The sequence below is a fragment of the Streptomyces genisteinicus genome (genome assembly GCF_014489615.1).
GTDB lineage: Bacteria > Actinomycetota > Actinomycetes > Streptomycetales > Streptomycetaceae > Streptomyces > Streptomyces genisteinicus.
Window position 1 is genome coordinate 127290 of the sequence record NZ_CP060826.1, and the last position, 19093, is coordinate 146382.

Sequence of the window (19093 nt, forward strand, 5' to 3'; positions counted from 1 at the left end):
ATCGCCGCCCGGCAACCCCTAGACGACCCCAGACAGCGTGGTCAGACCGTGTGAGGTGGCGTTGACGAGGACGGCGAAGTTGCCGAGGCCCTGCCGGTTCTCGAAGAGCCGCTGGTGGCCCTCGGCGATGTCGTCGAACCTGCCGCACCAGGTGATGCACGGGTCGAGGCGGCCCTCGGACATGAGCCGGATGACGGCCCGGTTCTCACGGGTGTTGGAGCCGTGCGAGCCCTGCAGGCGCTTGCTGCGCATCCAGAGGTAGCGCAGGTCCAGGTCGCCGTTGTAGCCGCTGGTGCCGCCGCAGATGACGACCATGCCGCCGTTGTCGCACAGGAACATGGAGGTCGGCAGGGTCTCCTCGCCGGGGTGCTCCACGACGATCCGCGGGTTGCGCCGCTCGCCGAGGACCTCCCAGAACTTGGCGCCGAAGCGGCGGACCTCGGAGGTCCACGCCTTCGCGGCGGCCTTGTCGTCGAGGTCGGGGAGCCGCCCCCAGTGGTTGAACTCGGTGCGGTCGATGACGCCGTGGGCGCCGAGGTCGAGGGCGTACTGCGCACGCTCCTCGCTGGAGACGACGGCGATCGGGATGCCGCCGCGCAGGTTGGTGACCTGGATCGCGGCGGAGCCGATGCCGCCCGAACCGCCCCAGATCAGCACGGGGTCGCCGGGGCGCACGTCGTTCGGCGCCCAGCTGGTGAGCTGGCGGTAGGCGGTGGCGCCGGTCACCAGGAAGCTGCCCGCGTTCTCCCAGGACAGGTTCCGGGGCTTGGGGTGGCACTGCTGTTCCTTGATGCGGGTGAACTGGGCGAAGGAGCCGTAGTTGGACTCGTAGCCCCACGCGAGCAGCGACTTCGAGGTGAGCGGGTCGTAGCCCATCCGGATGTCCTCGGCGGTCTCGTCCCAGATCGCGCCGGAGGTGACGACCTCGTCGCCCACCTTGAACTGCGTGACGCCCTCGCCGACGGCCCAGACGACGCCGGAGGCGTCGGTGCCGCCGATGTGGAAGTCCTCGGTCGCGCCGTGCAGCTTCTGCCGCATGGCGATGACGTCGATGGGCTCCCCGAGGGAGGCCCACACGTTGTTGTAGTTGATGCCCGCGGCCATCACGTAGACGAGGACCTCGCCGCGTCCGGGCCGCGGCGTCGGCAGGACCTCGGTCTGCATCGCCTTGGCGGGCTCGCCGAAGCGGTCCTGGCGGATCACGTTCGCGTACATCTGGTCCGGGATCACGCCGAGCGGTGGGGGGTCTCCCAGCTCGTACAGCGATTTCGACACGGTCGCCCCCTCACCCGGCGCCGGCGCACCTGTTGGCCGGCCCGATTCGGAACTGCCTCATTGATGAACTCATGCGCTGCGGGACGCTACTGAACGCGCGTGCGGCCTGGACACCCCCTACCGGCCCGCCGGGACCCCAGTCCTGGAGTCCGCGGCGGCGCACCGGGGGCGCCCGCCCCCTGACTTCGGGCGCCCGTGCCCCTGCTCCGGGCCGCCGCCCCTTGTCCGCGCGCCCGCGAGATGCTGGCATCACGTCAGCCTCTGCGCCATCCGGCCTTTCCGCACCCGAGAAGTGGACGACCACATGACGACTCACGCCACCACCTCGACCTGGGTACGCACGTACGCGCCCGCGCCCGCCGCGCCGGTCCGGCTGGTGTGCCTGCCGCACGCCGGCGGTTCGGCGAGCTTCTGGCTGCCGGTCGCCAAGGCGCTGTCGCCGCAGACGGACGTCGTCGCGATCCAGTACCCGGGCCGCCAGGACCGCCGCCACGAACCGTTCGTCGACAACCTTCCCGAACTCGCCCTGCGCATCCACGAGGTGCTCGGCGAGCTGGACGACAGGCCGACGGCGCTGCTCGGGCACAGCATGGGCGCCACGGTCGCGTTCGAGCTGGCCCTGCTCATGGAGGCGGCCGGCCGGCCGCCGGCGCACGTCTTCGTCTCGGGCCGCCGCGCGCCGTCGGCGGCGCGTCACGAGACGGTGCACCAGCGCGACGACGACGGCCTGCTCGCCGAGGTCCGGTCGCTGGCCGGCACGGACGCCCGGCTGCTGCAGGACGAGGAGCTCATGCGGATGGCGCTGCCGGCCGTCCGCAACGACTACAAGGCCGCCGAGACGTACCGGTGGACGTCCGGCGAGCCGCTGAACTGCCCGGTCACCGCGCTGATCGGCGACAGCGACCCGAAGGCGCACATCCCCGAGGTCGAGGCGTGGGCCACGCACACCACCGGCCCGTTCGCCATGGAGGTCATGTCCGGCGGGCACTTCTTCCTGCTCGACCACAGCGCGCGGGTGCTGGACGTGATCCGCACCGCGCTCGCCAAGAGCTGAGCGGCACAGTCCACCGAGGCAGAGGGAGCGACGGCATGAGCGCGCTGTACGACCTGAACGACCCCGCCCTGGCCGCCGACCGGTTCGCGTACTACCGGCGGCTGCGCGAGGCCGATCCGGTGCACCGCACGCCGCTGGGCTACTGGGTGCTCACCCGCTACGACGACGTGTCGGCGCTGCTGCGCTCCCCGCACTCGTCGAGCGCCTTCCCGAAGGAACCGGGCTGGGCGATGACGCGCGGCGGGCCGACGTGCCCCGTGATGCGCAGCGTGGACAAGTGGCTGCTGCTCCAGGACGGGGCGGACCACCGGCGGCTGCGCAAGCTGATCGCACGGGTGTTCACGCCGCGCTTCATCGACCGGCTGCGGCCGCGGATCGTGGAGATCGTGGACGGTCTGCTGGACTCGATGGGCGACGGCGAGGTGGACCTGATCCGGGACCTGGCGCTGCCGATGCCGGTCGCGGTGGTCGGGGAACTGCTCGGCATCCCCGTCGAGGACCGGGCGCGCTGCCGGGACTGGACGGACAAGGTGGGGTACGTCCTCGACCCGGACGTCTCGCCGGGCCGGCGGATCGCCATGAACAAGGCGGAGCCGGAGTTCCGGAAGTACCTGCTGGAGCTGATGGCGTCGCGGCGCGGCGCCGACCCGGAGCACGACCTGCTGTCGGTGCTGATGCAGGCGGAGGACGGCGAACAGCTCACCGAGGACGAGATCGTCGCCAACATCCTGCTCATCTTCAACGCGGGCCACGAGACGACGGTCAACCTCATCGGCAACGGCATGCTGGCCCTGCTGAAGCAGCCGGAGGCGCTGGAGGCGCTGCGGGCGGACCCGTCGCTGATGGGGACGGCGGTGGACGAGCTGTCCCGCTTCGACCCGCCGGTGACGCTGGCCACCCGGATCGCCACCGCCGAGATGGAGATCGGCGGGAAGACGATCCCGAAGGGGGCCCATGTCATGGGGCTGCTGGACGCGGCCGGACGGGACCCGCACCGCTACCCCGATCCGGACCGTCTGGACCTGGCCCGCACCGAGCCGAAGACGCTGGCGTTCAGCGCGGGCCCGCACTTCTGCCTGGGCGCGGTGCTGGGACGGCTGGAGGCCGGAACGGTCTTCTCCCACCTGCTGGAGCGGTACGGGAAGATCGAGCTGCTCCGCGAGGACCTGCCGGTCAACAAGCACTTCAACCTGCACGGGCTGCTGGAGCTGCCGCTCCGGCTCACGCACTGACGCCCCGTCCGGCAGCCGCGCCCCGCCCGGCCCCCGCCGGGCGGGGCGCCCCTGCGTCCTCGGCCGAGGCACTGTGCCTGTCATGAGTGATGGCGTGTCCGTCCGGGGGACGGCGGGTGAGGGGATGCGGCCGTGCGACTTCTGTGGTCATGCGGTCGTGACGGACTCGGCCGACGAGCGGGAGTGCCCTGTGTGCGGCGAGGCCGCTGAAGGCCGGCCTGCCGGGGACGGCCGGGGCGCGCGCTGAGGGCCCCGGCTCGGAGCCACGACGACGGATCACGGAAACGGGGCGGGGGCGGCGCGGTGAGGCGCGTGCCCGCGGGCCGGGCTCCGGGCCGGTGCGGTCCGGCGTTTGCGCAGGCGGACCGGCCCGTGCGGCCCGGCGGGCGCGTGCACCGGGACGGGCCGGACGGGCGCGCGCGTAGCCGCCGCCGGTGCTCCGGGCCGGTACCGCCCGGCGCGGCGTGGCGCAGGCGGACCGGCCAGTGCACCCGGACCGGCCGATGCGGGCGGGCCGGCCGGGGCGTCCCGACCGGCCGGTGCCGCAGGGCACGGCGGCGTCAGACCGTGCGCAGCACCTCGCGCAGCGCGGCGATGACCTTGTCCTGCCGTTCCTCGGTCAGCGAGGCGTACATCGGCAGGGAGAAGATCTCGCCGGCCAGTGCCTCGGTGACCGGCAGCGATCCGGCGGGCTGCCCGAGGTGGGCGAAGCCGGTCATCGTGTGGACCGGCCACGGGTAGCTGATGTTGAGCTCGACGCCGAGCGGGCGCAGGGCCTCGATGACGGCGTCACGGCGCGGGTGCCGCACGACGTACAGGTAGTAGACGTGGTCGTTGCCCTCGACGACCTGCGGCAGCACGAGGTCGGTGTCCGCGAGGGCCTCCGCGTAGCGGGCGGCGACCCGGCGCCGGGCCTCCAGGTAGCCGTCGAGCCGGCGCAGCTTGCGGCGCAGGATCTCGGCGTGCACCTCGTCGAGGCGGGAGTTGTGCCCCGGGGTCTGCTCGACGTAGTAGCGCCGCTCCATGCCGTAGTAGCGGTACCTGCGCAGGGCGGCGTCGGTGGCCGCGTCGTCGGTGACGACGGCGCCGGCGTCGCCGTACGCGCCGAGCACCTTCGTCGGGTAGAACGAGAACGCGGCGGCCTTGCCGGTGGTGCCGGCCAGCCGGCCGTTCTGCCGGGCGCCGTGCGACTGGGCGCAGTCCTCCAGGAGCGCGAGGTCGTGGCGGGCGGCGAGCTTCTCCAGCGGGGCGAGGTCGGCGCACTGGCCGTACAGGTGAACGGGCAGCAGGCAGCGGGTGCGGGAGGTGACCGCGGCCTCGGCCTGCGCGGTGTCCATCAGGTAGTCGCTCTCGCGCACGTCCACGAAGACGGGGGTGGCGCCGACCTGGTCGATGGCGATGACGGTGGGCGCGGCGGTGTTGGAGACGGTGACGACCTCGTCGCCCGGGCCGACGCCCAGGGCGCGCAGGGCGAGGACGAGGGCGTTGGTGCCGTTGTCGACGCCGACGCCGTGCGCCAGGCCGTGGTAGGCGGCGAACTCCTTCTCGAAGCCGGTGGTGGAGGGTCCGAGGACGAGCTGTCCGGAGCGGAAGACCTGGTCGACCGCGTCGAGGATGTCCTCGCGCTCCGCCTCGTACTCGTCGAGGTAGTCCCATACGCGCAGGGTCATGGCGTCACTCTTGTTTCCCGGCCTGCCAGGCCGTGTAGACAGGCGAGGATGGAACGGGCCTGGATGTTGAGATAGTGGCTGTGGCGCAGCAGTGCGGCCGTGTCGGGGAGCGCCGTCCAGCGGTAGTCGGGGCCGTCGTCGAGTCCGGGACCGGGGCCGGCCTCGACGATCATGTAGCGGTTGCGGGCGTGCAGGAAGCGGCCGCCCTCCTCGGAGTGGACGGCGCTGAAGAGGATGTTCTCCTGCGGCGCGTTCAGCACGGTGTCCAGGAAGCGCGGGCGTGCGCCCGGCGGCAGGTGCGTGTAGGTCTGCGGGGTGCACTGCACCGTGGGGGCGAGTTCGAGGACGTCGAGGTGCCCGGCTTCGACGCGGGCGTGCAGCAGGGCGTGCGGCACACCGTCGATCTCCCGGACCAGCAGGGCGACGAGGCCCGTGCCGTGGGGGGCGAGCAGCGGCTGGTCCCAGCGGCCGACCTCGCGTCCTGCGGCCTCCACGGAGACGCCGACGATGTCGAAGAAGAGCCCGTCCCGGTGGGTGACGCGGCCGTCGCGGAACTGCCAGCCCTCGACGGTGTTCAGCGGGATCTCGCGGACGTGGCGTTCGCGGCGGGTGCGTTCCCCGGTGATCCAGCGCAGGAGTTCCCCGTACGACGGCCCGTACTCGGGGACCGCGGGGGCGGGATCGGCGCCGGTGACCGGGAAGCAGGACATCACCGTACGGGTGTCCATGTTGACCAGGTCGTCCTGGCGGAGGAGTTCGTGCAGCTGGCCGAGGGTCAGCCAGCAGAAGCCGTCGAGGACCTCGACGGGGCCGGTGGCCTCGACGATCAGGTTCCGGTTGCGTTTGCGGTGGAACCAGGAGCCCTGCTCGGACTGGAGGACGTCGGCGATCACCCGGTCGGGCGGGGTGTCGCGGAAGTACTCCAGATAGGGGACGGCCTTGCCGCGGTGGACGCCGCCGTAGTTGCTGCGGGTCGCCTGGACGGTCGGCGAGAGCTGGATGCCGTTGATGTTGCCGGGTTCCGCCTTGGCCTGCATCAGGCAGTGCGGCACCCCGTCGAACTCCTTGACGAGGATGCCGAGGATGCCGGCCTCGGGCTGGCTGATGATGGGCTGCTGCCAGCGGTCCACGGCGGCGCCGGGCACCCGCACGTCGAGGCCGCGCACGGAGAAGAACCGGCCGCTGACGTGGCCGACGTCACCGGTGCGCGGGTCCACCGACCAGTCGCGCAGGGCGTCCAGGGGGCGGAGTTCGGCGGTGGTGTGGAAGCGGGCCCGGCAATCGGCGAGCCAGGCCTCGAACGCGGCCTTGTCCGTGACGAAGCCGTCGACGGCCCGTGCGGACTCGGCGAACCGTGTGGCGTGCGCGTGGTCGGTCAGCTGTGTCATGGCGGGCGGCCCGGTCAGGCGCGCACGGCGAGGAAGAGCCCGCGGCCGCCCTGCACCTCGGGCACGTACTCGGCGGCGAGACCGGCCTCGGCGAACGCCTTCTCGTACTGCTCCCGGGTGTAGAGGCGGGCCCGGTACGTCTCGACGAAGTGCCGCACGCCCTCGTGCGGGCGGGCGACGGTGTAGTGGACGTCCATGCGGGACTTGTCGTCCTCGCGGCTGGCGTGCGAGACGCGGGCCATGGTGAGCCCGTCCACGGTGCACACGTCGCCGGAGACGTGACCGGGGGTGAAGGTGTCGTCGAACCACCAGGGGTCGACGGCGATCACCCCCCCGTCCTCCAGGTGCGCCTCGAACCGGCGCAGGGCGGCGACGAGTTCCGGCTCCGTCATGGCGTGGCCGATGGAGCCGAACATGCAGGTGACGACGGAGTAGCGGGCCCCGAGGTCGAAGTCGCGCATGTCGCCGACGTGGACGGTGTCGCCCAGCTTGCGGCGGGCCACCTCGACCATGGGCTCGGACAGCTCCACGCCCGCGACCGTGTCGAAGATGTCGGCGAAGGCGGCCAGGTGCGATCCCGTGGCACAGGCCACGTCCAGCAGCGAGGTGGCGCCGGGGGCCTTCTCCCTGGCGAGGCCGGCGACGAACTGCGCCTCGAGGGCGTAGTCCTTGCCCCGGCCCTGGTGGATCAGGTCGTAGATCTCGGCGAACTCTGCTCCGTACACGGCTGTGGTCCCCTCGGGGTGCTCAGACTGCGCTCTTGTGGCGGGCGGTGAGGTCCTCGAGGACCGGGACGACCTCGTTGGGCGACGGCGCGGACTCGAGGTCCTTGCGCAGCGCCTCGGCTCCGGTGCGGAACGACGGGTCCTCCAGGAGCCGTACGAGGGATTCGCGTACGCTCTCGGCCGTGACCCGGCCCGGCGGCAGCGAGATCCCGGCGCCGGACCGCTCGACGAGGTCGGCCCGGACGACGGTGTCCCACAGGCCGGGAAGGATCAGCTGCGGGACGCCGTAGTAGGCGGCCGTGGACTGCACGCCCGCCCCGCCGATGTGGATGACGGCCGAACAGGTCGGCAGCAGGCCCTGCATGGGTACGAAGTCCACGACGGTGGCGTTCTCCGGCGCCATGTCCGCGGTCTCCCCCGGGGCCGGCAGCAGGGTGGCGATCAGCTCGATGTCGAGGCCGGCGAAGGCCTGCAGCGCGCCGACACTGAACATGTCGAAGCCGAAGTAGCTGCGCACGGAGACGCCGGCGGTGACGACGACACGGGGCTTGGACGGCTCGGCGGCGAGCCATTCCGGCAGCTCCGCCTGCCCGTTGTACGGGATGTAGCGCACACCGACGACGGGCAGGCCGTTGTCGATGCGGTGGGACGGCGGGCCGACGTCGATGGTCCACTGCCCGTTGGCCACGGTCTCGTCGTACGCCGCGCCGTGGCGGGCGAGCGATTCGGTGAGCCAGTCGCGCAGCGGGTCCCTCCGGCGCTCCTCGGGGAGCTCGTCGAGCGTGGCGAGGAACGCGTTGCGGGTACGGGTCACCACGTCGGCGCCCCACACCATGCGGGCGTGCGCCGCGCCCGTGGCCCGGGCGGCGACGGCGCCGGCCCAGGTGAACTGCTCCCAGACGATCAGGTCGGGCTGCCACCAGCGGGCGTAGTCGACCAGGGCGTCGGTGAACTCGTCGTTGTTGACGGTGCGGAAGTAGCGGGAGGTCGTCTCGTCGAAGAAGCGGAACAGCTCCTCGTGGCCCAGGCCGTCGGTGCGGGTGACCGCTTCGACGACGCGGTCCGCCCAGCCCTCGTCCTGGCTGGCCTCCATGACCTGCTTCCAGCGGTGGTCGCTGCCGAGCGGCACCGCCGTGAGGCCGGTCCGGGTGACGGTCTCCGCCATCGTCGGCTGGGTGGCGATCCTGACCTCGTGACCCGCCGTACGCAGCGCCCACGCGAGGGGCACCATGCTGAAAAAGTGAGTCTTCTCCGCATGTGCCGCGAACAGAATGCGCATTGCCGTCCTCCAGACGGGACCCGTGGACACGTCGGGCCGGTGTCGCTGCCGAGATGGTGTCCTCGCCAGCGAACATAGGGACTGCCCGCACGCGCGGAACACCCCCTACCCCCCCTATCACCTGCCCGCTCCACCCCAGGCGCGGCCCGGGGAAGGGGGTGGCCGCCGGCCGCGGCGGGGCGCGGGGCGGCGGCTCCGGGGGCACGGACGTCCCTCTTTCAGGCGATGGCACCGCATCGGGTTTCGAAGTAGTTTCAAAGTCATGAGCGCCGAGAGTGCAGCCGTGAACTTCTCCGAGCTGGTCAACAAGAACAAGCAGACCCTCGCCCGCCTCCGGGACACACCGAGACTGCTTCTGCACCGCAGAGACGGCGAGGACCTGGTCCTGACCACCGCGGCGCGGGCCGAACAGGACCGGACCGTGGTGTCGGCGGCCACCCGGATGCTGGCCGCCATGGCACGGCGCGAACCAGGCAGCACGGAGCTGCTCCTCGACATCCTGCCGGACGCGTTTCCCTGGGTGCGCTTCCTGCCCGAGGCCGACATCCACGCCTTCGCCGTGGAACTCGTCGACACCATGCGCGCCGCCGACTCCCTCGGCAACAACGCGTCCGTCGCCCAGCTGCTCATCGCCTGGCAGCACACCGCCGAGGTGCACTCCGATCCCGAACTGCTCGCCGCGCTGACCCGGGACCACGGCGAGGACTACGGCAGCGTCGGCAGCTCCCATCCCAGCCCGCTCGGACGGTGAGTCACCCTCTGGCCCGCGGGTGTGACCTCCAGGTGGAAGTCGGCACGGTCCGGATCACCGGGCAGGGCATCGGCCAGCTCTTCGACCGTGTCCCACAAGAGACGCGGACCGGTCTGCTGGACGGTGCCCGTGGTACGGGCCACTGCCGTCGAGCCGTCGGGGGTCCAGAGACCGACCGCATCCAGCCGTCCGTGGTCGTCCCGCCAGGAGCAGGAGGTGAAGCCCGGGAGGGCGATGGACAGGGGGAACCGGAGCCGGCCGAGGACGTCGCCGACGGGAACGTGCGTGTCGCTCGGCTGTTGTTCGCGGGCGGATTCGAACTGCGGAGGGTTGCCGGGGGCCCGGCGCAGCATGAAGTACGCCGGTGTGCCGAGGAACCGGCCCGCGGCACGCCCGGGGCCGGTCACCGTGGCGCGGACGATGCCGTAGCCGAGGGGGGCGACGACCACCGCGCCCTCGGTCGCCTGATCGAGGAGGGGTGGCGGGATCATCGGCAGGGCTGCCGTGGCAATGATCCGGTCGTACGGGGCGTTGTGCAGGTAGCCGCGTGCGCCGTCGCCGACGATGGCCGTGGGCCGGTATCCGGTCGAGTGCAAGTGCCGGACCGCTGCCTCGACGAGGCCGGAGTCGATGTCGACGGTCGTCACCCGGCTGTCGCCCAGCCGGTGGGAGAGCAGCGCCGCGTTGTACCCGGTGCCCGCACCCAGTTCGTACACGCGCTGTCCGTCGCGCACGTCCAGGGCCTCGAGCATGGTGAGCATCAGCGACGGCTGGCTCGACGAACTGGTGGGCACGCCGTGCTCGTCGAGCTGGGTGGTGAGGGCGGCGTCGGAGTAGACGTCGTCAAGGTACCCGGGGTCCCCCCAAGTGACGGGCTCCCATGCGCCGCGCATGTCCTGACGGTGGAATCGCGGAACGAACACGTGCCGTGGTACGGCGGCGAACGCGTCGGTCCAAGCGTCAGGCCCCCCGCGCTCCCGGCTCAGCTCGTCGGCAAGCGTACGGCGCGCGGCAGCGGAAGTTCCGCTTTCCGGCCAATTCACGGGGCGGCTCCTGGAAGGTGGTCGTCATGGGGCGGACTCATGCAGTGGCTCCAGCGAGATAGTCGGCGTGAGCAGCGGCGATGGGAAGGCCGGTGCGGTTCTCGACCCACCCCCACGTGCCGGCCGGGTTGTTCTCGAAGAACACCCACTCTCCCCCTGGGGTCACCGCGAAGTCGAACGCGCCGAACACGATCCCGTAGTGGTCGAGAAACCGGAGCACCCGAGAGGTGACGGCACCGGGTACATCGACGGTGTCGTACTCGATATGGTCGTAGTCGGTGCGCCAGTCGGTACCGGCGGCTTCGCTGGTGGCAGTCAGTTTTCCCCCGAAAACCCGGCCGCCGACCGCGATCAGGCGCACCTCGTAGGCTTTCGGGATGTCTTCCTGGAAGTAGTGCGCGGTGGTGCGGATGCTGTCGTCGAAGTCCGCCGGGTCGACACGGTGGGTAGCGACCATCAGCTCGCGTTCCTGCCCCGCGTCGAGTCGGCCGCCGAGGACCGGCTTGCAGATCAGCGGGCCGTTCACCTCCTCGGCAAAGGCACGGGCCGCATCGGGCTCGTTGGTGATGATGCTGCGTGGCACCCTCAGCCCGACTCGGGTGGCGACGACCAGCTGCTGGGGCTTGTGGGATGCGATCCGGTCGGCGTGCGGGTTGTTGATCCAGGATGCACCGGGCAGGGCGGCGAGGACGTTCAGTATTGCCGCGTCGGCCTGGTTCTGCGCCCACAGGCCGTACGGCCCGGGAACGGTGCCGGCGATGACCGGACGTGCGGGTCGTCGCCAGTAGACGGCCCGCACCTCCTCGAGCCGCGTCGTCCGGCGCCCGTCGTCCAGAGTCCCGGTCCAACCCGGTTCGGTAGGAAGATGAGCTCCGGTCAGGGTGAGATGCTGGGGGAAGTCGGCGATGTCGAACCGCATGACGGGGACCTCGCGCAGGTTCAGCGCGTCCACGACCATGTCGGCCGCCGCGTCCAGCCGTTCGGCGACGACGAGCACGGGCCGCGCGGCGGTGGTCATGAGGCGGACGCGTAGTACGGGTCGGAGACGTCGTCGCCCTTGCCGTCCAGATTGGTGTCCGTGGTGGACGCCGCCTGCGGCATGGTGTGCCAGGGGGTCCCGTCGGCGGTGACGTTGATCTGGCGGGACTCGTCCCACCTCACCCCGTCGACCGACGTCATGACGAGACAGGGTGGGGCCGCTGCTCGGGCGGCAAACGGAATGACAGCGAGCATGGTCTCTCCTTTGAGCGAGTGGACGAAACGCTGCCGGGCGCAGCCGGCACTGCTCATACAACCGCTGGGTGTACGTCCGCAGGAGGAAAAGTCCGCGTCGGCCGCTCGCAGGTGACCGGAAAATTCGTCCGTGACAACTCCGTCCGGAGTATGGAATGCGGCCGGCTCACTACCGTGAGCGTGTGGAGGAGAACTCACGACTCAAGCGTGCGATGGCCGAAGCAGGTTGCACCCAAGCCGAGTTGGTCGACGCACTGAACGACTGTCTGATCCGTTCCGGCCATCGGGCCACGGTGAGCGACCGGACGGTGCGGTACTGGCTGACAGGAAGATCCAGGTGGCCGCACAGGAGACTGCGCGACGCCCTGGAGCACGTATTCGGCTGTCAGGTCGCCGACCTCGGGTTCACACCATCGGGTGCTCTGTTGCTCCGCCGCTCGTTCCTCGCGTCCACTGCCGCGGTCGCCGTGAGCACCTCCCCGGGTTCGTCACCGGACCGCGTCGGGTCCTCCGACGTCGCCGCGCTCCGGCAGAACTTGGACAGCCTGACGGGGCTCGACCACCGGCGGGGCGGCCACCTGGACCTCGAACAGGCCGCACTCGCCGGCTCCCGGGACTGCCTCGACAGGACGGACCGTGCCCGCTCTCAGCGCATCCGCAAGGCCCTGCTCTCCCTGGCTGCCGACTTCACCGCCACGGCGGCATGGTCGAGTATCGACGCGCGTCATCTCGACCGGGCCGACGACCTGCTGCGCGAGGCGCTGTTGCTCGCGCGCCTGGCGGGCGACTCAGGAACCGAGATGCGGGTGTGGAACTCACTGGCCATGGTCGCCCATCAGCGCCGGGACCACACAGCCGCAGTGGATGCCGGCTATGCAGCCCAGGCCACCGCAGTCACCCGGCGTGATCCGCTCTTCGGCTCACTCGCCCACGCCCGCACCGCGATCGGCCACGCGCACCGCGGTGACCCGCAGGCCGCCCTGCGTTCGCTGGGCTTCGCCGAGACGCTCCTGGCCAAGGCGTCGCCGGAGCAGGAACGGCCGCCTTGGATCGGGTTCTACGGCCCGGCCGAACTCCATGCCCTCAGCGCCATCGTGCGCGACCAAATCGGTCACTTCGACGAGGCCGAGGCCGCGTCGCACCGTGCGCTGGCGGTGCTGCCGGGGCAGTTTCGCCGCAACCGCGCGCTCGTGGCCGCCCGCCTGGCCCTCGCCCAGGTCCACCAAGGTGAGGCCGAACAGGCGTGTGCGACCTCAGAACAGGTCTTCCACCTGATGGACGGAGCCCCGCTGCCAGGGCGCATGCGCACCCTCATGAGCGACCTCCACGGCGAACTCATGTCACTCGCGCCTGACAGCGACTTCACGAGAGAGTGGGTACAGCGCTACCGAGACGAGTGGAGCCGATGTGACTGAGTTGCGCGCCTACGGGCACGCCGACCTGCCCGCGATCCGCCGTATCCTCCTCGACGTGCACGCCGAGGCGTACGCCGACCAGATGGACGACCCCTTCCACCAGCGCTTCGCCTGGTTCGTGGACCACTGGGGCCGGAACCCGGGCTTCGCCTGTGTGATCGGCTGGGAGGGCGACGAGCCGGTCGGCTTCGCGTACGGCGCTCCGGGGGTGGCGGGCCGCGAGTGGTGGCGCGGACATCTCGCGGAGCCGCCGGCGGACCCGTCCACGTTCTCCGTGTCCGAGCTGATGGTCCGCCCGGCTTGGCGGAGGACCGGAACCGCGGAGCGCCTGCACGCCGCACTGCTGGAGCCCCGCCCGGAGGCCCTGGCGGTGCTGCTGGTCGACACCACGCACGACCGGGTTCAGGCGCTGTACGAGTCGTGGGAGTACGCGAAGGTCGGTGAGCAGCAGCCGTTCCCGGACTCGCCGCGGTTCGCGGTGATGCTGCGTCACCTGGTGCCGCGGCAGCGGGGGGCGGAGTCCCCGTGGTCGGCCGACTGCTGAGCTCGAACGCGTGACGTCGGTGGTGTGGTGGAGATCGCTGAGCGCTGGTCGCTCGGGATCAGGAGCGTGTCCGCAACCAGTGACCCGCGGCGGCGAGTGTCACTTCGGTGTCGTCGCTCCACGAACAGACTTCGAGCCATGACAGGTAACCGTCCCGTGCGAAGACCAGGACCTCGCCCGGGCACTCACCGGCTTCGGTGACGAGTTGTGCTGCGGCCGCCACGACCGCACCGGGTCCGGTGAGTGCGGGCGCTGCCTCGCTGGTGTCGAGTTCGAAGTAGGAGGTGCCGCACCCGCATGTGCAGCGTTCCCGCACCGTGAGATGCGGGACCTGCCTCCGGAGCGCGACGTGGACCGGCGTGTCCGCGTCCAGGACTGCCGCGAGCACGTCGGCGACGTCGGCAGGCAGGTTCTCGTTCATCCCGTCACGCTATCTGACCAGCGGCTTCAGTCTCCCGCTCGGCGAGCGAGCCGATGGACCCGCGCCGCGTCCAGCACGTAGCCCAGCCGGCTCGTCTCTCAGCGGCGATCGGCCGCAGCCAGCACCACGTCGGCCAGGCGCTCGGCGGCATCCGGCCGGCCCTGATCCCGGGCGCGCCCGGCTACGGCTGCACGCCGCTCAGGGTCCGTGAGCAGCCCGTGCAGTGCCGACTGCAACGCTGCCGGGGACACGTCGTCGACGAGCGCGACGGCGGCCCCGGCCGCTTGCAGGTGCTGCGCGTTGTGCGTCTGCTCGTTGCCGGCCGACGAGGCAAGGGGAATGAACACCGCGGCCTTGCCGAGGGCAGTAAGTTCCGCGATGGTTCCGGCCCCGGACCTCGATACGACGATGTCGGCGAGCGCCAGGACGTCGGGCAGCTCGGCGCCCATGAACCCGGTGACGTGGTAGCGGGCCGCTAGCTCACCGGGCAGCGCGGCCGCAGCCTCCCGCAACGTCGCCTCGTTGGCCGGCCCGCACTGGTGAACGACGTTGGCGCGCTCCAGCAGCCACGGCAGATTGGCCTGGATGGTGTTGTTGATCTGCACCGACCCCTGCGCACCGCCGGTCACGTACACGGTCGGCAGGGCACGGCGGAACCCGTGCAGGCTCAGGGACTCGATCGCCTTCTCCGCCGTTCCGGACAGCACCTCGGCGCGCACCGGGTTGCCGGTGACGACAGCGGCCGCCCGCACGTTGTCGGGCAGGAGCCCGAGGGTGGACTCCGCAGAGACGGCGATGCGTGTGGCAGCGCGGGCCAGCACCCGGTTCGCCAGACCGATTCGGACCGTCTGCTCGTGGACGACCAGCGGCCGCCGGCACATGCGCGCGGCCAGCCCGACGGGGATCGCGACGTAACCGCCGGTCGCCAGGACGACATGGGGCGCGAAGTCGGCGACGATCCGGCGGGCCTGGGCCACACCGCGCGGCACATTGCTCATGTCCTTCACGTTCGCAGGCGACACGAGCTTCAGGGGGTTCTTGGAGCGCCGGATCTTGCCGGTGGCGACCTCGGTGAAACGGATGCCCTCAGCCGTCGCGACCCTGGCTTCCAGGCCGTCGGCAGACCCTGCCCACAGCACATCGAGTGCGACGCCTCGGAGCGCCAGCCGCTGCTGAACGGTGCGCAGGGTGGTGAGGGCCGGGTAGGTATGTCCGCCAGTGCCTCCGCCGGTCACAAGCAGTCTGAACGGAGTGCCGTCCGAGGCCTGGGACGGGCGGACTCGAGAGGGGTCGATCATTCACGGAGAGTAGCGTGCCGGCCCTTCACACCATGCGGTATCCGCCACCTCGCCCCCGGTGGCCTTGCGCGCAGGCGCGCGTAGGGCCACGGAGGTGGCAGGACCTGAGTGTCGACGTCCGGGAGTTGAAGGCGGCTGCACGTCGTGTCGACCGCCCGGCAGAGCGGAGCCCCTCGAAGCCGCAGCGCGACCGCGTGGCAGCAGAGCGCCGGCCGGGATGACGCACGACCCGGCTGCGGCGGCCTTATGACGCCAGCGCCTCCGCCGTGCGGTGCAGGGCGTCCGGGAGGGTGGTCCGTGGGCGCCAGCCGGTGGCCGCGTGGAAGGGGGCCGGGTCGACGACGACGTCCTCCGCGTCGGCCGGGTCGGCGTGGTCCGGTGGGGGCACGGTCACGACGGGGACGGCCGGTCTGCCGGTCCGGGCGGCGACGGCGTCGGAGACGCCGGTGAAGAGGGAGAGCAGGGTGACGCCGGTGCCGGTGCCGATCTCCCAGTGGCGGCCGGAGAGCAGGTCGGCGTGGTCGTGGGCGGCGAGCAGGGCGTCCACGACGTCGTCGACGTAGACCAGGTCGCGGCGGACCGAGCCGTCGCCCCAGACGGTGAGCGGTTCGCCCGCCAGCGCGCGGCGGGTCATGGCGGCGACCACGCCGCGGTCGGGGGCGGTGGTGGCGGGGCCGTGGCCGAAGACGGTGGGCAGGCCGAGCGAGACGCCGCGCAGGACACCCTCGGACGTGGCGTGTGCGAGGACGTGCTCGGCGAGGAGTTTCTGCCGTACGTACGTGCTCTTCACCTGGTCCGGGTCGACCGTGCCGCCGGGGCCGGCGCCGAGGTGGGTGGTGGTGCTGGGGAAGACCACGACGGGGGGCTGCGCCCCCTGCCTCCCGGTGGCGGCGAACGCGGCGGCGAGGTCGCGGACCAGGCCGACGTTCAGCCGCTCGGCGGCGGCGTCGCCCTCGGCGACCCGCCAGCCCGACTCGGTGGCCGCGACCAGGTGGAAGACGGCGTCGGCGCCCTCGACGGCGCGGGCGATCGCGCCGGGCGCGGCGAGGTCGTCCGTGCGCACCTCGACGTCGGCGACGGCGCCGTCGGGGACGGGCGCCGGGCGCCGGGCGACCAGCCGCAGCCGGACGGGCCGGCCGGCCAGGGCTCGGGTGAGCGGCGAGCCGATGAAGCCGGACGCGCCGAGCACCACGACCAGGGGGCGGTCCGCGCCGCCGGACAGGGCGGTCACGCGTGCATCGCCTTCTCGATCCGCAGGCACTCCTCGTACACCGGCAGGGTCCCGGCCTCGGCCGCTTCGGCAAGGGTGGGGGCGACGGAGTCGCGGTCGGAGAGGATCATGCGGTCCCGGTCGGGCAGCGGCAGGCCGAGCGCGGGGTCGTGGACCGTGAGGGCGAGTTCGTGCTCGGGGACGTAGGCGCTGGAGACCATGTAGGACATGACCGTGTCGTCCTCGAGCGAGACGAAGGCGTGGCCGAGGCCGAGCGGGAAGTAGACGGCGCGGTGGTCGGTCTGGTCGAGCAGGACCGCGTCCCAGGCGCCGAAGGTGGGCGAGCCGACGCGGATGTCGACGACGATGTCGACGGCGCTGCCGCGCGCGCAGTACACGTACTTCGCCGAGCCGGGCGGGGTGAGGGTGTAGTGGACACCGCGCACGACGTCGCGGGCGGAGACGCTGTGGTTGGTCTGGGCGACGGGGAAGAGGCGGTGGCCGACGGCGGCGGTGAACGCCGGTTCCTGGTAGGGCGAGAGGAAGGCGCCCCGGCTGTCGGGGAAGACCCTCGGGGTGAAGGCGTAGGCGCCGTCCACCCGCAGGGGGCGGGCGGACATGGAGCCGGTGACGGCGGTGTCGGGCGCGACGGGGGCGGGGAGTTCGGGCACGGTGGCGGCGGGGGTTTCGGGCACGGCGGACCTCACGGTGGGCGGACGGACGGGGGCGGTGCGGGTGCGGGTGGGCCTGCGGCGGACGGGTGCGGGCGGTGCGGTGCCGGGGCCACGGCGGCCGGCCGGGCGGGTGACGTCGTGTGCGCCGGGCCCGGCCCGGGACGGGCCGGTCAGCGGAAGCGGCGGCCCTCGTCGGCGCGGTAGGCGCGGTAGGCGACGAGGGCGAGGACGACGGTCCACACCGCCTGGGCGATCAGCGAGGCGGTCTGCGGCCGGTAGTCGCCGACCGCCGCCCAGACCAGTTCCGCCGCCCCCCGGACCGGGGTGTACGGGGCGATCGTGGCGATGAAGCCGTCCGTCGCGTTCGGGTCGGCGAGCAGGCCGCCGAGGACGACGAGGACCAGCGGGGTGACGCTGATGAGCATGGCCACCAGGTAGGGGTTGACGGCGTATCCGACGGCCAGCATGAAGAGCGCGAAGGGCACCACGGCCAGCATGAGGGCCAGCAGGCCGAGCAGGAGCTGCCCCGGGGAGACGGTGGCCTCGGTGCCGAGCGCGGCGACGAGGATCAGCGGGATCGCGCCGAGCACGGTCATCAGCAGGCTCAGCGTCACCATGGAGACCATCCGCGGCACCGGTCCGCCGGGCAGGGTGCGGACGTATCCGCCCCAGGGCTTCATGCGGGCGTCGGCGATTCCCATGCCGTACTGCGCGGAGCAGATGATGAGGACCGCGAAGAGGCACATGGACGCCGTGCCCATGGTGGCGGCCGCGGGGTCGGAGCCCAGGGTGGGGATGACGAAGACGAACATGCCGCCGGCGGGCATGAAGAGCAGGCCGAGGAAGACCGCGGGGATGCGGACGGCCTCCAGGATCTCGAACTTGACGTAGGCGAGGGTGGTGTTCATCGGGCGATCGCCTCCGCGACGGCAGGGGTGGGGCGGGCTGCGTTCGGGGCCTCGTGCCGGTCGCGGCCGAGCAGTGCCAGGAAGGCGTCCTCCAGGGAGCCGGCGCTGACGTCGAGTTCGTCGAAGGGCGCGCCGGAGGCGACCAGTTCGCGCACCGTCCGGTCGGAGTCCTGGGAGATCAGGTGCACGCGTTCGCCCTCGCGTTCGACGGCGACGAGGCCGGGCAGGTCGGGGACCTCGGCCATCCGCACGGTGACCCGGCGCAGGCCGCTGACGCGGCGGAGCGCGGCGACGCTGTCGTCGGCGACGCAGCGTCCCCCGTCGATGATGACGACGCGTTCGGCGAGCTCCTCGATCTCGTCGAGGTAGTGGCTGGTCAGCACGACCGTGCCGCCGCGGGCGTGGAAGTCGCGGACTCCGTCCCACAGGGTGCGGCGGGCCTCGACGTCCAGGCCGGTGGTCGGCTCGTCCAGGAACACCAGGTCGGGGTCGCCGACGAAGGCGAGCGCGATGGCCAGGCGGCGCTTCTGGCCCCCGGAGAGGCCGCCGACCTGGCGGTGGGCGAACTCGGTGATGCCGAACCGCTCCTGGAGTTCACCGACGTCGGCGGGGCGGGCGAAGTGCGCCGCCACGAAGGCCATCACCTCGGTGGCCTTGAGGGTTTCGGGCAGGCCGGTCTCCTGCGGCGTCATGCCCATCCGGCGCCGGGCCTCCACGTCCCGCGGGTCGCGGCCGAACAGCTCGATCCGGCCGGCCGTGGGCCGGCGCAGTCCGGTGAAGAGGTTGATGAGGGTGCTCTTCCCGGCGCCGTTGGGGCCGAGGAGGCCGATCAGCTGTCCGGCCGGGATGTCGAGGGATATGCCGTCCACGGCCGTCTTGTCGCCGTAGCGCCGGCTCACCCCTGTCGCACGGGCCAGCGGTTGGATCGTCATGCGGATTCCTCCATGGAACAGGCGCTCGCGGGCGCTCCCGC

General features: G+C 71.9%; 19 protein-coding genes. 5 read left to right on the plus strand and 14 right to left on the minus strand.

Features of this window, described 5'->3' with window-relative positions; genetic code table 11:
- Positions 1–18: 18 nt before the first annotated feature.
- Positions 19–1275 carry a crotonyl-CoA carboxylase/reductase gene (ccrA, locus tag IAG43_RS33070; protein ID WP_246574832.1) on the minus strand — a complete coding sequence of 419 codons (1257 nt, stop codon included), beginning with the start codon at positions 1273–1275 and terminating at the stop codon, positions 19–21.
- A gap of 304 nt (positions 1276–1579) precedes the next feature.
- Between ccrA and IAG43_RS33075 the strand changes: the two genes are divergently transcribed.
- Positions 1580–2329, plus strand: coding sequence for a thioesterase II family protein (locus IAG43_RS33075; protein ID WP_187744870.1), 750 nt, complete (start codon positions 1580–1582; stop codon positions 2327–2329).
- A gap of 35 nt (positions 2330–2364) precedes the next feature.
- Positions 2365–3561, plus strand: coding sequence for a cytochrome P450 (locus tag IAG43_RS33080; RefSeq protein WP_187744871.1), 1197 nt, complete (start codon positions 2365–2367; stop codon positions 3559–3561).
- A 560-nt stretch (positions 3562–4121) separates the two neighbouring features.
- Here IAG43_RS33080 and IAG43_RS33085 read toward each other — a convergent pair.
- The 4 genes from IAG43_RS33085 to IAG43_RS33100 are packed head-to-tail and all read right to left on the minus strand — an operon-like array spanning position 4122 to position 8623.
- Positions 4122–5231, minus strand: coding sequence for a DegT/DnrJ/EryC1/StrS family aminotransferase (locus tag IAG43_RS33085; protein WP_187744872.1), 1110 nt, complete (start codon positions 5229–5231; stop codon positions 4122–4124).
- Positions 5228–6619 (minus strand): NDP-hexose 2,3-dehydratase family protein, encoded by a 1392-nt coding sequence (locus tag IAG43_RS33090; RefSeq protein WP_187744873.1) that lies wholly within the window; start codon positions 6617–6619, stop codon positions 5228–5230. Before IAG43_RS33090 ends, IAG43_RS33085 begins: the two co-directional genes overlap by 4 nt.
- A gap of 14 nt (positions 6620–6633) precedes the next feature.
- Positions 6634–7344, minus strand: coding sequence for a class I SAM-dependent DNA methyltransferase (locus IAG43_RS33095; protein WP_187744874.1), 711 nt, complete (start codon positions 7342–7344; stop codon positions 6634–6636).
- A gap of 22 nt (positions 7345–7366) precedes the next feature.
- The gene (locus IAG43_RS33100; RefSeq protein WP_187744875.1) at positions 7367–8623 is read right to left on the minus strand and encodes an activator-dependent family glycosyltransferase; all 1257 of its coding nucleotides are present in this window, start codon (positions 8621–8623) and stop codon (positions 7367–7369) included.
- A 262-nt stretch (positions 8624–8885) separates the two neighbouring features.
- Here IAG43_RS33100 and IAG43_RS33105 point away from each other — a divergent pair, with 262 nt between their 5' ends.
- On the plus strand, positions 8886–9374 hold the full coding sequence (locus tag IAG43_RS33105) for a hypothetical protein (RefSeq protein WP_187744876.1): 489 nt from the start codon (positions 8886–8888) through the stop codon (positions 9372–9374).
- Here the strand turns inward: IAG43_RS33105 and IAG43_RS33110 are convergent.
- From IAG43_RS33110 to IAG43_RS33120, 3 genes are all read right to left on the minus strand, one after another.
- A complete protein-coding gene (locus IAG43_RS33110; RefSeq protein WP_187744877.1) occupies positions 9329–10267 on the minus strand; it encodes a methyltransferase domain-containing protein in 939 nt (312 codons plus the stop codon). The two genes, IAG43_RS33105 and IAG43_RS33110, sit on opposite strands and share 46 nt — an antisense overlap.
- A 187-nt stretch (positions 10268–10454) precedes the next feature.
- Complete coding sequence (gene tgmB, locus IAG43_RS33115) at positions 10455–11435, minus strand: ATP-grasp ribosomal peptide maturase (RefSeq protein ID WP_246574834.1); 981 nt, start codon at positions 11433–11435, stop codon at positions 10455–10457.
- Positions 11432–11596: a hypothetical protein gene (locus tag IAG43_RS33120; RefSeq protein WP_187744878.1), complete on the minus strand. Its 165-nt coding sequence runs from the start codon at positions 11594–11596 to the stop codon at positions 11432–11434. Before IAG43_RS33120 ends, tgmB begins: the two co-directional genes overlap by 4 nt.
- 236 nt (positions 11597–11832) lie before the next feature.
- On the opposite strand from IAG43_RS33120, the gene IAG43_RS33125 reads away from it, so the two are divergent.
- The gene (locus IAG43_RS33125; protein WP_246574835.1) at positions 11833–13065 is read left to right on the plus strand and encodes an NsdA family TPR-like regulatory protein; all 1233 of its coding nucleotides are present in this window, start codon (positions 11833–11835) and stop codon (positions 13063–13065) included.
- Entirely contained in the window at positions 13058–13609 is a 552-nt protein-coding gene (locus IAG43_RS33130) for a GNAT family N-acetyltransferase (protein ID WP_246574836.1), read from the plus strand. The genes IAG43_RS33125 and IAG43_RS33130 overlap by 8 nt, the downstream gene beginning before the upstream one ends.
- 58 nt (positions 13610–13667) lie before the next feature.
- Here the strand turns inward: IAG43_RS33130 and IAG43_RS33135 are convergent, their stop codons facing one another.
- From IAG43_RS33135 to IAG43_RS33160, 6 genes are all read right to left on the minus strand, one after another.
- The gene (locus IAG43_RS33135; RefSeq protein ID WP_187744880.1) at positions 13668–14030 is read right to left on the minus strand and encodes a hypothetical protein; all 363 of its coding nucleotides are present in this window, start codon (positions 14028–14030) and stop codon (positions 13668–13670) included.
- Positions 14031–14128: 98 nt separating this feature from the next.
- Positions 14129–15328 carry a UDP-N-acetylglucosamine--N-acetylmuramyl-(pentapeptide) pyrophosphoryl-undecaprenol N-acetylglucosamine transferase gene (locus IAG43_RS33140; protein WP_187744881.1) on the minus strand — a complete coding sequence of 400 codons (1200 nt, stop codon included), beginning with the start codon at positions 15326–15328 and terminating at the stop codon, positions 14129–14131.
- 244 nt (positions 15329–15572) lie between these two features.
- Positions 15573–16559, minus strand: coding sequence for an NAD-dependent epimerase/dehydratase family protein (locus IAG43_RS33145; protein ID WP_246574837.1), 987 nt, complete (start codon positions 16557–16559; stop codon positions 15573–15575).
- Positions 16556–17158 (minus strand): dTDP-4-dehydrorhamnose 3,5-epimerase family protein, encoded by a 603-nt coding sequence (locus IAG43_RS33150; protein ID WP_187744981.1) that lies wholly within the window; start codon positions 17156–17158, stop codon positions 16556–16558. The genes IAG43_RS33145 and IAG43_RS33150 overlap by 4 nt, the downstream gene beginning before the upstream one ends.
- A gap of 224 nt (positions 17159–17382) precedes the next feature.
- Positions 17383–18120 carry an ABC transporter permease gene (locus IAG43_RS33155; protein WP_187744882.1) on the minus strand — a complete coding sequence of 246 codons (738 nt, stop codon included), beginning with the start codon at positions 18118–18120 and terminating at the stop codon, positions 17383–17385.
- Entirely contained in the window at positions 18117–19052 is a 936-nt protein-coding gene (locus IAG43_RS33160; protein ID WP_187744883.1) for an ABC transporter ATP-binding protein, read from the minus strand. Before IAG43_RS33160 ends, IAG43_RS33155 begins: the two co-directional genes overlap by 4 nt.
- Positions 19053–19093 lie beyond the last annotated feature (41 nt).

What these genes read in the sequence shown, in the direction of transcription:
- IAG43_RS33120 (WP_187744878.1), bottom strand. Translation starts at nt 11,596, where the DNA reads ATGACGTCGGTCGACGGGGTGAGGTGGGACGAGTCCCGCCAGATCAAC.
- tgmB (WP_246574834.1), bottom strand. Translation starts at nt 11,435, where the DNA reads ATGACCACCGCCGCGCGGCCCGTGCTCGTCGTCGCCGAACGGCTGGAC.
- IAG43_RS33110 (WP_187744877.1), bottom strand. Translation starts at nt 10,267, where the DNA reads ATGCGCGGCGCATGGGAGCCCGTCACTTGGGGGGACCCCGGGTACCTT.
- IAG43_RS33105 (WP_187744876.1), top strand. Translation starts at nt 8,886, where the DNA reads ATGAGCGCCGAGAGTGCAGCCGTGAACTTCTCCGAGCTGGTCAACAAG.
- IAG43_RS33140 (WP_187744881.1), bottom strand. Translation starts at nt 15,328, where the DNA reads ATGATCGACCCCTCTCGAGTCCGCCCGTCCCAGGCCTCGGACGGCACT.
- IAG43_RS33090 (WP_187744873.1), bottom strand. Translation starts at nt 6,619, where the DNA reads ATGACACAGCTGACCGACCACGCGCACGCCACACGGTTCGCCGAGTCC.
- IAG43_RS33160 (WP_187744883.1), bottom strand. Translation starts at nt 19,052, where the DNA reads ATGACGATCCAACCGCTGGCCCGTGCGACAGGGGTGAGCCGGCGCTAC.
- IAG43_RS33135 (WP_187744880.1), bottom strand. Translation starts at nt 14,030, where the DNA reads ATGAACGAGAACCTGCCTGCCGACGTCGCCGACGTGCTCGCGGCAGTC.
- IAG43_RS33155 (WP_187744882.1), bottom strand. Translation starts at nt 18,120, where the DNA reads ATGAACACCACCCTCGCCTACGTCAAGTTCGAGATCCTGGAGGCCGTC.
- IAG43_RS33075 (WP_187744870.1), top strand. Translation starts at nt 1,580, where the DNA reads ATGACGACTCACGCCACCACCTCGACCTGGGTACGCACGTACGCGCCC.
- IAG43_RS33100 (WP_187744875.1), bottom strand. Translation starts at nt 8,623, where the DNA reads ATGCGCATTCTGTTCGCGGCACATGCGGAGAAGACTCACTTTTTCAGC.
- IAG43_RS33085 (WP_187744872.1), bottom strand. Translation starts at nt 5,231, where the DNA reads ATGACCCTGCGCGTATGGGACTACCTCGACGAGTACGAGGCGGAGCGC.
- IAG43_RS33150 (WP_187744981.1), bottom strand. Translation starts at nt 17,158, where the DNA reads ATGTCCGCCCGCCCCCTGCGGGTGGACGGCGCCTACGCCTTCACCCCG.
- IAG43_RS33080 (WP_187744871.1), top strand. Translation starts at nt 2,365, where the DNA reads ATGAGCGCGCTGTACGACCTGAACGACCCCGCCCTGGCCGCCGACCGG.